We start from the raw sequence: 13,512 nt of genomic DNA on the forward strand, positions 1-13,512 counted from the left end.
TCCGAATAATGGGCTTAAATTTAATCCCAAACTGCGTGTAGCGCGAGAACGTTGGCGATCAGGCAGGGAAACGATAAACAATGGACAAAAAAACAATCATAATTGACGGAAATAATTTTTCAACTCTGAAAACATTCTATGAAGAAATTGACCGTGTTTTGACAAAAGATTTAGACTGGAAAACGGGTCACAATTTGGATGCTTTCAACGATATACTCAGAGGCAGATTTGGAGTTGCTGAATATAAAGAACCTATTATTTTAATATGGAAAAATATATCTAAAAGTAAAAATGATTTAGGAATAAAAGCAACCAAAAGGTTCTACAAAATAAAAATTTGCATTAATAAATATAATACATCAAATGTTCAACATTGGAGAGGAAAGCTGAAAGAACTTTTTCATAAAAATGGAAAAACGCTTTTTACAATTATTGTTGAAATTATCAAGGAGCATGAACATATTGAATTCAAATTCGAAAATTAGATTAACCGAAATGCCCGAAACGCTAACAGCTTCTACAACAGATTTGGGCAATTGGCTTAATGGAGAGTTGGTTTTGTATTTGGGATGATTTGGCAAATCCGAAGAATGGGATTAATTTAGTCCCAAACCCGCTGTAGTGCCAGAACGTTAGCAGTAATTTTATCAACAATAATAAATAGACAAGGAACAATGGGACAAGAAATTTGCGCAATTATAACTGAAAAAAATATACTAATAGAAAATAGCATTGTTCATTTTGTAGAAGATAATTTTACTGTAATTCCAATAAATTTGGGTGGTGTTGTTAGTTTTTTCATTGATAACATTGGAGATTTTATCTCGATAAATGAGTATTGCTCTTTTCTAAAAACTACAGATAAATATCTCAATAAAGATGAAGATGAGGAAGAAGAATATCATTCCCTTGAAACCTTAATAAAATTAATTGAAACTTATAAATTGAATAATTTTATTTTAGAATATTATAGTGAATGGGCAGAAATTCCTGAAGAAAATCTTTGCATTGCAATTATTAATGGAGAAATAAAAAAACACTCTATTTACAAAATGTGGGATGAAGATAGTAAAAACAATATAGAAGATTATTACGAGTTAATCGGTGCCGACAGACGATGGCTTGCAAATGAAAACCGATATTTTAACTACAGAAAAGCAAAGGCTATGTATAATCAAAAATAAAAACTACTGCCAACAGCCGTTACCAGCAATATTATGACAAATAATCGTACAAAAGATACCTATCAAAAACAGATATATGATTTCATAAAAGATATTTATGTTGTTTGTCCCAGCTGTGGAGAAAAAGCAGTCGTAAAAACTGATGAATTACTTTTTAATAATATTGACGAAAACAATATTAAATTAATTTGTCCAAAATGTGGCTACAATAAGCGACTTAAAGAAATGCCAACAGGCATTCAATTTAGTCCAAATAGTGAAAATATAATTTCAAGATATTTTGTAATTGGGGGAGCAATTGATCCATATTTTCATCAACCTCTTTGGCTAACTAATAAATGTGGCGAAAATATTTTATGGGCATACAGCTATGAACATCTTGATTTTTTAGAAAGACACGTAGAAGCGAAATTAAGAGAACGAAATATTGAAAGCATAGAAAATAAAAGCTTAGGAAGTAGATTGCCGAAATGGATAACGTCGAAAAAAAATAGAGAACTAGTTTTGAAAGCAATAAAACAACTCAAAGAAAAATAAAAATCCTGCTGGTAACAGCTACTGCAACGAATTTGGGCAATTGGCTTAATGGGAAGTTGGTTTTGTATTTGGGACGATTTGCATTATCTCAATAATGCATGGAACTCCAAAAGATTCTGTTTATTTGCAGAAAAAACATATAAATAAGAAAAAATAAAAAATGCATTTTAATTTGAAAAGTAACTTTGTTGGAGTTTTGAAGAACTACGCAACATTTAGCGGGCGAGCCAGAAGAAGAGAGTATTGGTGTTATTGTTTAGTTAGTGTTGCTGTCTCAATTTTTTTGAATATTATCGACGAATTAACCGGAATACCGATTTTGTCTTCTATTTTTTTATATGCAACTTTAATTCCCTCAATAGCAGTTTTAGCCAGAAGAATGCATGATGTTGAAAAAGAATGGTTTTTCATGCTTATACCTTTTTATAATTTATATTTAGCATGTAGGGAAGGCACAAAAGGTTCTAATGAATTTGGTGCCGATCCAAAGGTATATTTATTTGAAAATCATAATGCAGTTTGTGAAAAACCTTTAATTAAAAAATGGTCAAGAAAAAAGAAGTATGGTGTCTTTATAATTATTGCTATTTCTATTATTATTATTGTTTTTGTGTGCCTTGCATTGGTCGCTTTATATTTTCTACTTTACGCACTAGGCAGTTTAAGTGCAGGTTCACGTTAGAAAATTTCACGATAGGATAGTTATTTTAACCGAATTTGTAGATAAAAAACTTTGCCTATATGTTGTGCCTCAAGATAGCATAAGTAAATATGGATGGTTTATAATATTAATTTAGTACTAAACCCACGGTAGTACCAGAACTTTAGTCGCTATTTATAACAAAACAGCAAATGAAGAAATTTACATTTATAATTTTAGTATTGGTTTCACTAACAACATTTTCTCAGACAAAAATGCGTCCTGTCGAAGAACTAATAAACGAAAACGATTCTGGTTGGCCATTTGTAACAGAATGGATAAAGTCAGCAAAAAATAAAGTTGAAATCTTATCTGTAGACAAACAACAAGCAAAAGACGCTTTATATAAAACCCAAATTACAACTCGTTCGCCAATGGGTTCAATTGTATTTGAAACAGGAGGAATTTTAATTGATAATGGTTGGATTAGAATTCTTGGTTCAGGAAGTAAGAAACTAAAAAGAAGTTTGCCTGAATGGAATCTTGGAAAAAGTTTTACTGAATTTGGACAACCATCATCATTTTTACTCGTGGCAGACGATGCAATTGGCGGTTTCTTTTTATTGAACGGTGGCGGACTTGGAAAAGACTTAGGGAAAATTTACTATTTGGCACCTGACACTTTAAAATTTGAACCTCTTGACTTAACATATTCGGACTTTTTAAATTTTTGCTTCAACAATAACTTAGACAAATTTTATAAAGGCTATAGGTGGAAAACGTGGAAAGATGATGTAGCAAAATTAGATTGTGATAGAGTTTTTAATTTCGTTCCATGCTTATGGACAAAAGAGGTCAGGAATATTGAAAAAACATCTAAAAAAGATGTGCCAATAGAAGAACAATACAGTCTGAATTTGGACTTTAGAAAACAACTAGGAATAGAAAAATAAACAGCCACTAACACTACCACAACAGATTTGGGCAATTGGCTTAATGGAGAGTTGGTTTGTATTTGGAATGATTTGCCAATCCGAATAATGGGCTTAATTTAGTCCCAAACCCGCTGTAGTGGCGGGACGTTAGCAAGTAACATAAGGACATGAAGTTTATATTATTCACACTTTTATTATTAAGTCTTTTTTCTTGTAAACACAATCAAGAAGAAAAAACTATTGGAAATAACAAAGTTGAAATAATAAAGCTTAAAGCGCCTGAGAATATAAAAACTTATATACATAAAGTTGACCGCAGAGATTTATTATGCTTGCATGAAATTAAACTAGCGAAATCTCAAATCGAAAGTGGAAAACTTGTGTTTACATTAAGATTTGGTCATGGAAGTTATAATACACGGCAGTCTAAGCGGCTAAAAAAATTGTGTGAAAAATATAATTTAAAATTTGGCTATGATGAAATTGAAGACAGTTTCAATAATGAATATGAAAGATCCGGTTGTTATGGGGCTTACATGGACGAAGCAATCGAAAAAAAGTTTGGCAAAGATTTCAGAAAGAAACTTTTAAAAGAAGCTGATGAATTGATAATAGCAAGTAACGATACTGTTAACGCATATGAATGCGATGTTGAACCAAAAATTTACAATTTAGAAACTAACAATGTAGTTTATCTATCAGGTAAAAAATTTAATGCCAAAAAAAACAAACATGGACAATTTTTAAATTTAGACATGTACATTTATATTGATAAATCTGGAAAACCTATAGGGTATAAACTTAATAAATACATGAATGATGGTTTAGATTCTGAAAGAGAAAAACTTTTAGGAGTTACTATAAAAGAGTTGAAAAAGTACCAAAAGTGCAAACCTGGTGAAATAATGGGAAAGAAAGTTATCACTGAAAATTTTGTTACGGTTAACTTTCAATAATGGCTAGTGCTAATAGCTACTACAACGGATTTGTGCAATTGGCTTAATGGAAAGTTAGTTTGTATTTGGGATGATTTAGCTAATCCGAATAATGAGCTTAATTTAGTCCCAAACCCGCTGTAGTACCAAAACAGGAGACGTCAGTTTTCCAAAAAAAGTTGAAAAACATAAAATTAAATGGTAATACTTCTAATTGCTGGAATTCTAATTTTAGTTGCAATAATAACTGGAATCGTTTGGTTATGCTTTTGGATTCCGAAAAATTTTGGATATCCAAAATTCGGTAAATATTTCTCAATTCTAATCGGAATTCTAATAGCAATATTTATTTTAACTGAATTTTTTGAAGATGAACTTTTCTCAAAAAATGATGCCAAAGAACTTTTGAAAGAACAAAATATTGTACTAATTGATGAATTTGAACTGATACAAAACAAATCAATGTTCGGAATTGGTGATTACTATCATACATTTACTTTAAAGATTACAAGTTGCGATAAAAACAAAATAATTAATGAAATTCAAAAGTCTAAGAATTATAATAGCGATTTAAAAACTGAAAATTATTTCGAAAATCCTAAAGATTATTATAACGGACCAAAAAGGATTAAGAATTATGAAACTCAAAATCAATTTATTAGAGAACTTTTTCAACCAAATGGAGATAATTATGCGCCAACTTGGAGAAAAATAGAAATTGACAAGAATGGTAATTTACTTATATTTGAAGATATAGACGAATAAAACAGAACGCCTAACAACTACAACGGATTTGGACAATAGCCTTAATAGAAAGTTAGTTTCTACTTAAAATGCCAGCTTTTAACCGTAAATTTTGGAGCTTGGAAAAAGAATATTTGAATGAAAGAAATTAGTATAAGACAAATTAAAGAGCCTGATTTTTCAGAAGGTTTTAGTATTCGGAACATTTGTACTTTACTCTCAGAAAAAGATTTAGTGCAAGAACTGCACAGACACAATTTCTTTTTTGTTTTGTTTTTAGAAAAAGGAAAGGGTGAACATAGCATTGATTTTACAAATTACCCTGTTGACGATTATTCTGTTTTTTTTATGCGGCCGGGACAAGTGCATCAACTCACACTAAAACAAGGCAGCAAAGGGTATTTAATCCAATTTAACCGTGAATTTTATACTCCAAAAGAAGAGCCTGTTAATTTTGTTTTGCGAAAAGTAAGTCATAAAAATCACTGCCCGCTTTCTGTTGAGAAGTTTAGAAGATTACTGTCGCAATTGTCTTTCATTTTTGAAGAATATAACCAAAAACAAGATCATTACAAGGAAGTTATCAAAGCAAGTTTGGAAATCCTTTTCATCGAACTGGCAAGACAGAGCAGGAACCCGAAAGAAATTACAAATGATGGCAATAAATATTCCCAAAATCAATTGGAAGAATTATTAGAACTATTACAAAAGCATATTGTAACACATAAGCAAGTGGCACAATATGCCGAAATCATGCATCTTTCTATATTTCAACTAAACAAAATAACCAAAGAAACTGTGGGTAAATCCTGCTCACAACTTATCAATGAGCAAATTGTGCTTGAAGCAAAAAGAAACCTATTGGCTACCACCAACCAAATCAATCAAATTGCTTTCGATTTAGGATTTGAAGACCCTTCCTACTTTATTCGCTTTTTTAAAAAACACACCAATTATTCTCCCGAAGCATTCCGCAAGAACTTTAAATAAATCCTGTTCAATTTAATTTTTGTCTTGAGATATAATATTAGAAAAATATCCATAGAAAATTGCCGACATTTTTATTAATCCAAAACTTTAAAAATGTCCTGCAAAACTAAACTTTCGTCCTATCACCCAGCCTTTATCATAAGCTAATTTTGTAAAGAATTAAAAACAAGATAAGATATGAAAATAGTAATTGTAGGTGCATCAGGCACGATGGGGCAGTATTTAGCCAATGTGTTAGAAAAGGAAAATCATGAAATAATAAGAGCCAGCCGTTCTTCAGAAGATATACAGGTAGATACAACATCTACCAAATCAATAGAAGAAATGTTTGCTAAGATAGGGGCTTTTGATGCGTTGATTTCTACAGCAGGAACAACTTTTGTCGGGCCCTGGAAAAACCTGAACGACCAAACTTTCAGAACAGGAATTGAAGGAAAAATGATGGGGCAGATTAATTTGGTGTTAATTGGTCAGCAATACATCAATCCAAAAGGTTCATTTACACTTATCACAGGAGCATTAACAAACGAACCGCAAATTAATTTTGCTAACGCATCAGCAGCAAACGGAGCAGTAGAAGGTTTTGTAAGAGCTGCTGCAATTGAGTTGCCAAATGGTATCCGTATCAACGCAGTCAGTCCAACAGTAATTGAAAATTCACCCCATTATTTTCCTTACTTCCCGGGAGAAATTCCAACAACGATGAAGCAATTGGAATTTGGCTTTAAGAAAAGTTTGTTTGGGGCTGTAACAGGACATATTATTAAACCATAAAATAATCGAAATGAATACTAAAAGTAAAATTATTCAATCTATCAAAATTTGGGTAGTAATTTATCCTTCAATAACACTTTTTTATGTATTATTTGGTAGTTATTTATCTGAAATTCCATTGTATTTAAGAACTCTGATCCTAACATTGATATTAGTGCCCTGGATAGTATTTGTGGGATTACCATTTCTACATCTTTTGCTGAAAAATATTTCTAACAGTGACAAATCTTAACCGAAGAACTTTTATTAAGCAAAGCGGAATTCTTGTAACAACCTTTGCATTGCCGTTAAATTTTAAATCATTTATAGAAAATAAAGAAATGACCGACACAAAACAATTTGATGTAATTATTATAGGAGGCAGTTATGCCGGACTTGCCACAGCAATGGCATTGGGCAGAGCATTAAGAAAGGTGCTTATCATAGACAACGGAAAACCCTGTAACAGACAAACACCATATTCGCATAATTTTTTAACGCAAGACGGCAAGACACCAAAAGAAATCTCAATACTCGCAAAACAGCAAGTATTAGCCTATAATACCATTACATTTTTTGATGGTTTTGTTACACGAGGTTTGAAAACTGATAACGGTTTTGAAATTCAAACCGAATCGGACGATAAATTTACAGCTGCCAAATTAATTTTCGCCACAGGAATTAAAGATATAATGCCTGAAATAGTTGGATTTTCTGAATGTTGGGGTGTTTTTGTTTTGCATTGTCCATATTGCCACGGTTATGAAGTAAAAAATGAAATAACCGGTATTTTGGGTAATGGCGAATATGGATTTGAGTTTTCAAAATTGATTTCGAACTGGACAAAAGATTTGACACTTTTTACAAACGGCGCCTCAACTCTGACTGACGAACAAAAAACCGAACTTGAAAAGCATTCTATAAAAATAGTAGAAAAAGAAATCAAGGAATTGGAACACATAAATGGACACCTCAAAAACATCATTTTTAAAGATGGCTTAAAAGCAAACATAAAAGCCATTTATACCAAACTTCCTTTTAAGCAAAATTGTACAGTTGCTGAACAACTGGGGTGTGAATTAACCGAAGATGGATATATAAAAATTGATGCTTTTCAAAAAACAACTGCAAAAGATGTGTTTGCCTGTGGCGATAATGCAACACGAATGCGAACGGTAGCCAATGCAGTAGCAATGGGAACATTAACGGGTATGACAGTAAATAAAGAGTTGATTGATGAGCATTTTAAGTGATCCCTGTCTTCCTATACTATCAGATCCTGCTCATGAACACAAAGTATTTCCTAATATTAGTTTAAATAATAAATGAGTAAAAATAAACCCGGTATCAAAACCGGCGCTTATTTTATCAGTTTTGCTGCAGTTATTGGATAAAGTATTTACAAGGCATGAGTATTGTGGAAATATTATTGCATCATTTAGATTATAATCGAACTCCGTTTATAGTTATTAAATCCTCAACTTCGTACCTTTGCAACCTTGGTAATAACCAAAAAAGCAATAAAGAGACAAAATGATTGAAGATAAAAACCCACAGCGTACCAGTATAGCGCAATTAGGCGAGTTTGGTTTAATAGAACATTTAACCAAAAATTTTGATGTTAAGCAAGAGTCGACTTTAAAAAGTATCGGTGATGATGCTGCTGTTCTTGATTTCAAGGATAAAAAAGTAGTGGTTTCGACCGATTTACTGATTGAAGGCGTACATTTTGATTTGGCTTACATGCCTTTAAAACATTTAGGATACAAAGCTGTTGTAGTAAATGTGTCTGACATTTGCGCAATGAATGCCAAACCAACACAAATAACGGTTTCTGTAGCCGTTTCTAATCGTTTTCCACTGGAGGCCTTAGAAGAATTATTTGAAGGGATTACACACGCTGCACAAGAATACAAAGTGGATGTTATTGGCGGTGACACAACCTCATCACAAAAAGGTTTAATTATCAGCATTACAGCAATTGGTGAAGCCAACGAAGATGAAATTGTATACAGAAACGGAGCTAAACAGACCGATTTATTGGTTGTTACCGGTGATATTGGTGCTGCTTATATGGGATTACAGGTTTTAGAACGCGAAAAACAAGTGTTTCAGGTAAATCCGAACAGTCAGCCTGACCTGGATCTTTATACGTATTTAATTGAACGTCAGTTGAAACCGGAGGCCCGAAAAGATGTTCGTACCTTGTTGCATGCCCTTGAAATAAAACCAACTTCGATGATTGATATTTCAGACGGATTATCTTCTGAAATTATTCATTTGTGCAAACAGTCAAAAGTAGGTTGTAATTTATACGAAGACAAACTGCCGCTGGATCCACAGTTTATTTCGACTTGCGAAGAGTTCAATATTGACAGTACGACTGTTGCCATTAACGGCGGTGAAGATTACGAATTGTTATTTACAATTGACATTAATGATTTTGACAAAATAAAAGGAAATCCAAATTTCTCTGTTATTGGCCATATGGCTGATGAAAGCGAAGGAATTCATTTAGTGACTCGCGCCAATACCAAAATTGCCTTAAAAGCCCGTGGTTGGGATGCTTTAAGCGAATAATTTTAAAAATTCCAAATAAAGAAATTCCAAATTCCAGTGCTAGTCATGTCATTTGAATTTGGAATTTTATTTTAGAAAAGATCTTTGCTTTTCGCTTCTTTTACCAATTCTTCATCAGAGCCGGATTTTATTTTGAGTAACTCTTTCATGTTAGTTTTTCTTCGTTCAATAGCAATCAAAGAAATAGGAATATAATGTGGAATATCTTCTGTAAGGGTCCCTTTTGATAAATGAAAAAGAATCTGTTTGTCAAATTCATCTATTTCTATTGAGTTAGCAGGAGACTGATGAAGCATTTTAACAACAGACTGACTGTAATATTTTTCGTTTTTTATCACTTTATCAAAAGCAAAAAGCAATTCATCAAAAGTTAAATCGTTTTTTATGATTAATCCGCTTGGGTTTATCGTACGAATGATCGTTTTTATTTTCAATAATTCGGTATACATTGTCAGCAAAATAATTTTGCAATTTGGCATGTGTTCTAAAATTAATTTTGCCAGATCTTCTCCTGAAAAAATTTCTTTTTCATCATAGGCAGGCATGCTAATATCCAGAAAGGCAATATCAAAAACCGGTGATTCAGGATCTGTAATAATTCCATAAGCCGATTTACAGTCTTTTGCCTGAGAGATAAAAAACTCATATTTAGCAGGGTCGTATCGTGTAATTGCATTTTTATAACCCTCAATAATAAATGGATGATCATCTACTATCAGAATATTGTTTTTGTTTTTAGTCGATGTGGTTAAATCAGCTTTCATTATGAATTGTATTTATTTTTTGATCAATTGGTATTTTTACAATTATTGAAGTTCCTTCACCTTTAGCCGAGTGTATTTCGGCATTTCCGTTACATTCTGCGGTTCTGAATATGATATTCTGCAGACCGATTCCTTTTTTTGTTTTATGAATATTAAAACCTATTCCATCATCTGATATTAATAAAACCAGGAAATTGATTTCATTTTTAAACTCAACCTTAATCGTCTGTGCCTGAGCATATTTATTTACATTCTGAAGCGCTTCCTGAACTATTCTGTACAAATTAATCTTTATAATATTCCCTACTAAATCCCATTTGATATTGGAATCAATATTATAAACCAGTTTAGTACTAAATGTATTTACCTGATTTTGAAATAACTTCTCTAAAATCGCAACAAAATTATTAATTAATCCTGATTTTTCTCTATTTAAATCGTGTGAAATTTCTCTAATGTCCTGCTCAATCTCTTTTAACTCAAGCAGATACTTTTTTCTTTTGTCTGCAGCGGTATCTTCATCTAATTTATCCAGACTGTCCAAACTGATCCTAACACCAAACATTCTGCCTAAAACACCATCATGTAATTCCTGGGCTACTTTTTTCTTTTCTTTAATTCGCATGGTTTCTATTGCATTTTGCTGCGAAATCATCAAATTATAAATATCCTCATTTGCAATTTGCTGCTGTTGTTTAAAAAGCAGTTCCCTGTTTTTTGCTTTTTGGATTTTGTAAATATAAAAAAACAAACCTATAAGTGAAAATATACTAAAAACATAAACCAATGTCCTGTTTTGTATCTCCAGACTGGAATTTTCATTTTTTATTTCGTTTGTTTCATATTCTATTCGGGTAAACTTATCCCCCATTTTACGCTCTGCTTTTTGCAAACTGTCATTAATACGGATATAATCTTCCGAAAATTTTGAGGCTTTTTCCGGTTGAATCAGGGATAACTGTTTCAAAGCTACCAATACGTTTCGAAAATTTTTGGTTCTTTTTGAAATTGTAAGTGCCTGATTTGAATAATGTAAAGCTTTGGCAGTATCTTTTACCGAAGCAAAATATTCTGACAAATGCATTTTACTGGCTGTTATACCTGCGGTTAACTGTAAACTATCCCTGATCTTAAGTGCCTTGTAAAATAAGTTTGGAAGCTCATGATTCTGATTTAGTTTAAACTGAGAATAAGCTAAATTATCCAGTAAAATAGCATATAATTCAGGCTTATCAATAAAAAGATTTTTTTCTTTTAAACCCTCTTTAAAATAAAAATTAGCTTTTTTGTAATCATTCAGGTTTTGATAAACAAATCCTAAATTGTTTAACGAAGTTGCTTTCGATTGAAACTCGACAGGTATAATTTTATCAATACTGGCAATCGCTTTGTTATGAAACTCAATTGCTTTATCATATTCTCCTAATTCATTGTATAAAATTCCGAGCAGATTATAAGCTTCATATAAAACATCATTATTATTATTTCCTTTAATGACACGAAGCGCATTAAAGACAGCCTTTTCGCTACCATAAAAATCCCCTTCATTAAACTGCAATAAAGCCTTACTTAGTCTTGCTTTTGCTAAATTATAAAAATCGTCAGTTGCTAAATAGAGCTTCTCCGCTTTATAGTAATAAGCAAATGCGCTGTCTGAAGAGATTTGAGAAGTATAATAATCGCCTAGATAAATATAAGCTTTAGACATTGAAACGGAATCATTTGCCTTTTGTGCTTTTTCTAAAATAATTTTGACTGTTTTATTATATTCATTCCAGTCACGCATATTAAAATAACGATTGGCGACCTTAAAAAGATATGCTCTTTTCAACGAGTCCTCGGGTTGATCCATAATAACTTCAAAAGCCTTACGGTTGTACTTTTGTTTTATCTGTACCGGCAATCTGTATTCATTGGCAAGTGTCAAATACAAATCAAGACTATCTTTAGAATGACTGGATATGTTACTACCATCCTTTTGCTTGGTACAACCAGCAAAAAAAATAAGCAGTATAAGATAGTATTTTTTCAACTTCACCTTTAAGATTTAATCAAAAATACAAAACTATCTATTAGGCATAAAAAAAAAGACTCTCTAATTTAGACAGTCTTTATATATTGGTATGAATTAGAAGCAATTAATCCACTTTTTTGCTTTGTCCGGCCGATTGATTTCCATCAATACTTAATTGAGTATTTTGATTTGATAAATCAGTTCCCATCATATCTACTTTCTTACTTTGTCCGGCTGATTGATTTCCATCAATACTAACTGTTTCATTCTTTACTAAAATATCATTTGAAGTTTCTGGAGCAGTAAATGAAGTTAATACCATTACTAAAGAAAATAATCCGGTTGTTAAAGCTAATTTTTTCATGATTGTTGAGTTTATATTGTTATACCTTTTACATTTTTTGACTCCGTTTCTGTTGGAATTCTTTTGTAAAACTAAACACTAAACCTCTATAATCATTTAAAAAAAAGGCGTTTATGGTCAATGCTATTCGTTCATGAGTGAATGGATAGCAAATCAGGGCAGATGGTTTTATTTTAAGTTTCTATGTAATTTTCATTCGCAAATTCGCTGATAATAAAATCGACATTTGCCTTGTAAGACTTTGAAAATGGGAGTTTTATAGTCGTTTTCTTAATATAACATAATGAATTTCCCGTATGTATTCTCGAAATATAATTACGATTCACAATGTAACTATTATGTATTCTGATAAAAGGGTTCGACAAAACGGTCTCGAAATGTTTTAGAGTTTTAAAAGCCGTAATCATCTCTCCATTTTTTAGATGGATATCCGTAGAATTATTATCTGCCTGAAAGTAACAAATTTCATTTGAATCAATATAGCGATGATCACCATATGATTTTACACACAAAATAAAGGATTTACGATTTTTATTGATTTGAATATCTTCCGGATTTTGTTTTCCCTTGTGTTTTAAATTTTGAACCAACAGTATTTCATCTTCACTATTTGATTTGTTTAACTTATGAATTAGTTTCACAAAATCAATTGCAGCTAAAGGCTTCAGCAAATAATCGTTTACTTCGTACTGAATGCAGTCAAATGCCAAATCTTTTCTTTTTGTTGTAATAACTATTTTTGGTATTTCTTTTAAGTACATCAACAACCCATTAATTAAATTCAATGAAAGTCCGCTCGCTTTGTCTTTTGGATCTATTTCTAAAAAGATTAAATCCGGGATATGCTTTAATACCAGATTCAAACCATCGGTATAATTATTGGCGGAAGCTATAAAATTTAATTCCGGAAATTCGCCTGCCGTTGTCCTTATTCTTTCAACACAATCAGGATCATCGTCTAAAATAATGTAGGTGTAATTCATTTTAAAGCATTTATTTTGGGATTCTTCAGTAATTTGTTTTGGTATTTTGTTAAAATAAAACATATAAAGTTATAAAAATATTTCAAACT

General features: G+C 31.6%; 16 protein-coding genes. 12 read left to right on the plus strand and 4 right to left on the minus strand.

Annotation, left to right across the window (positions count from 1 at the left end):
• Positions 1-80: 80 nt before the first annotated feature.
• The 12 genes from ACEN92_RS13690 to thiL all read left to right on the plus strand — a co-directional run bounded on the left by ACEN92_RS13690 (position 81) and on the right by thiL (position 9,298).
• Complete coding sequence (locus tag ACEN92_RS13690; protein WP_495638913.1) at positions 81-485, plus strand: barstar family protein; 405 nt, start codon at positions 81-83, stop codon at positions 483-485.
• 189 nt (positions 486-674) lie between these two features.
• Complete coding sequence (locus tag ACEN92_RS13695; protein WP_495638914.1) at positions 675-1,184, plus strand: hypothetical protein; 510 nt, start codon at positions 675-677, stop codon at positions 1,182-1,184.
• A 33-nt stretch (positions 1,185-1,217) separates the two neighbouring features.
• Positions 1,218-1,721, plus strand: coding sequence for a hypothetical protein (locus ACEN92_RS13700; RefSeq protein ID WP_495638915.1), 504 nt, complete (start codon positions 1,218-1,220; stop codon positions 1,719-1,721).
• A gap of 172 nt (positions 1,722-1,893) precedes the next feature.
• Positions 1,894-2,403 (plus strand): DUF805 domain-containing protein, encoded by a 510-nt coding sequence (locus tag ACEN92_RS13705; RefSeq protein WP_495638916.1) that lies wholly within the window; start codon positions 1,894-1,896, stop codon positions 2,401-2,403.
• 170 nt (positions 2,404-2,573) lie between these two features.
• Complete coding sequence (locus tag ACEN92_RS13710) at positions 2,574-3,314, plus strand: DUF2625 family protein (RefSeq protein WP_495638917.1); 741 nt, start codon at positions 2,574-2,576, stop codon at positions 3,312-3,314.
• 149 nt (positions 3,315-3,463) lie between these two features.
• Positions 3,464-4,252, plus strand: coding sequence for a hypothetical protein (locus ACEN92_RS13715; protein ID WP_495638918.1), 789 nt, complete (start codon positions 3,464-3,466; stop codon positions 4,250-4,252).
• Positions 4,253-4,429: 177 nt separating this feature from the next.
• On the plus strand, positions 4,430-4,996 hold the full coding sequence (locus tag ACEN92_RS13720; protein WP_495638919.1) for a hypothetical protein: 567 nt from the start codon (positions 4,430-4,432) through the stop codon (positions 4,994-4,996).
• Positions 4,997-5,113: 117 nt separating this feature from the next.
• Complete coding sequence (locus ACEN92_RS13725; RefSeq protein WP_495638920.1) at positions 5,114-5,965, plus strand: AraC family transcriptional regulator; 852 nt, start codon at positions 5,114-5,116, stop codon at positions 5,963-5,965.
• Positions 5,966-6,142: 177 nt separating this feature from the next.
• Positions 6,143-6,739: a short chain dehydrogenase gene (locus tag ACEN92_RS13730; RefSeq protein ID WP_495638921.1), complete on the plus strand. Its 597-nt coding sequence runs from the start codon at positions 6,143-6,145 to the stop codon at positions 6,737-6,739.
• Positions 6,740-6,749: 10 nt separating this feature from the next.
• Positions 6,750-6,971: a hypothetical protein gene (locus ACEN92_RS13735; protein WP_495638922.1), complete on the plus strand. Its 222-nt coding sequence runs from the start codon at positions 6,750-6,752 to the stop codon at positions 6,969-6,971.
• An 88-nt stretch (positions 6,972-7,059) separates the two neighbouring features.
• Positions 7,060-7,971 (plus strand): NAD(P)/FAD-dependent oxidoreductase, encoded by a 912-nt coding sequence (locus ACEN92_RS13740; protein ID WP_495638923.1) that lies wholly within the window; start codon positions 7,060-7,062, stop codon positions 7,969-7,971.
• A gap of 280 nt (positions 7,972-8,251) precedes the next feature.
• A complete protein-coding gene (gene thiL, locus ACEN92_RS13745) occupies positions 8,252-9,298 on the plus strand; it encodes a thiamine-phosphate kinase (RefSeq protein WP_495638924.1) in 1,047 nt (348 codons plus the stop codon).
• Between the two features lie 71 nt (positions 9,299-9,369).
• Here the strand turns inward: thiL and ACEN92_RS13750 are convergent, their stop codons facing one another.
• The 4 genes from ACEN92_RS13750 to ACEN92_RS13765 form a co-directional block, all read right to left on the minus strand.
• The gene (locus tag ACEN92_RS13750; RefSeq protein ID WP_495638925.1) at positions 9,370-10,062 is read right to left on the minus strand and encodes a response regulator; all 693 of its coding nucleotides are present in this window, start codon (positions 10,060-10,062) and stop codon (positions 9,370-9,372) included.
• A complete protein-coding gene (locus ACEN92_RS13755; RefSeq protein ID WP_495638926.1) occupies positions 10,052-12,100 on the minus strand; it encodes an ATP-binding protein in 2,049 nt (682 codons plus the stop codon). The genes ACEN92_RS13750 and ACEN92_RS13755 overlap by 11 nt, the downstream gene beginning before the upstream one ends.
• A gap of 100 nt (positions 12,101-12,200) precedes the next feature.
• Positions 12,201-12,440 (minus strand): 3-oxoacyl-ACP reductase, encoded by a 240-nt coding sequence (locus ACEN92_RS13760; RefSeq protein WP_495638927.1) that lies wholly within the window; start codon positions 12,438-12,440, stop codon positions 12,201-12,203.
• 173 nt (positions 12,441-12,613) lie between these two features.
• Positions 12,614-13,423 (minus strand): LytR/AlgR family response regulator transcription factor, encoded by an 810-nt coding sequence (locus tag ACEN92_RS13765; protein ID WP_495638928.1) that lies wholly within the window; start codon positions 13,421-13,423, stop codon positions 12,614-12,616.
• Positions 13,424-13,512 lie beyond the last annotated feature (89 nt).

It is taken from the genome of Flavobacterium sp. Flavsp81 (assembly GCF_059491325.1).

Excerpts from the sequence above, each read along its gene's own strand:
- ACEN92_RS13750 (WP_495638925.1), bottom strand. The coding sequence starts at position 10,062 with ATGAAAGCTGATTTAACCACATCGACTAAAAACAAAAACAATATTCTG.
- ACEN92_RS13710 (WP_495638917.1), top strand. The coding sequence starts at position 2,574 with ATGAAGAAATTTACATTTATAATTTTAGTATTGGTTTCACTAACAACA.
- thiL (WP_495638924.1), top strand. The coding sequence starts at position 8,252 with ATGATTGAAGATAAAAACCCACAGCGTACCAGTATAGCGCAATTAGGC.
- ACEN92_RS13735 (WP_495638922.1), top strand. The coding sequence starts at position 6,750 with ATGAATACTAAAAGTAAAATTATTCAATCTATCAAAATTTGGGTAGTA.
- ACEN92_RS13715 (WP_495638918.1), top strand. The coding sequence starts at position 3,464 with ATGAAGTTTATATTATTCACACTTTTATTATTAAGTCTTTTTTCTTGT.
- ACEN92_RS13730 (WP_495638921.1), top strand. The coding sequence starts at position 6,143 with ATGAAAATAGTAATTGTAGGTGCATCAGGCACGATGGGGCAGTATTTA.
- ACEN92_RS13765 (WP_495638928.1), bottom strand. The coding sequence starts at position 13,423 with ATGAATTACACCTACATTATTTTAGACGATGATCCTGATTGTGTTGAA.
- ACEN92_RS13740 (WP_495638923.1), top strand. The coding sequence starts at position 7,060 with ATGACCGACACAAAACAATTTGATGTAATTATTATAGGAGGCAGTTAT.
- ACEN92_RS13725 (WP_495638920.1), top strand. The coding sequence starts at position 5,114 with ATGAAAGAAATTAGTATAAGACAAATTAAAGAGCCTGATTTTTCAGAA.
- ACEN92_RS13720 (WP_495638919.1), top strand. The coding sequence starts at position 4,430 with ATGGTAATACTTCTAATTGCTGGAATTCTAATTTTAGTTGCAATAATA.
- ACEN92_RS13695 (WP_495638914.1), top strand. The coding sequence starts at position 675 with ATGGGACAAGAAATTTGCGCAATTATAACTGAAAAAAATATACTAATA.
- ACEN92_RS13700 (WP_495638915.1), top strand. The coding sequence starts at position 1,218 with ATGACAAATAATCGTACAAAAGATACCTATCAAAAACAGATATATGAT.
- ACEN92_RS13760 (WP_495638927.1), bottom strand. The coding sequence starts at position 12,440 with ATGAAAAAATTAGCTTTAACAACCGGATTATTTTCTTTAGTAATGGTA.
- ACEN92_RS13690 (WP_495638913.1), top strand. The coding sequence starts at position 81 with ATGGACAAAAAAACAATCATAATTGACGGAAATAATTTTTCAACTCTG.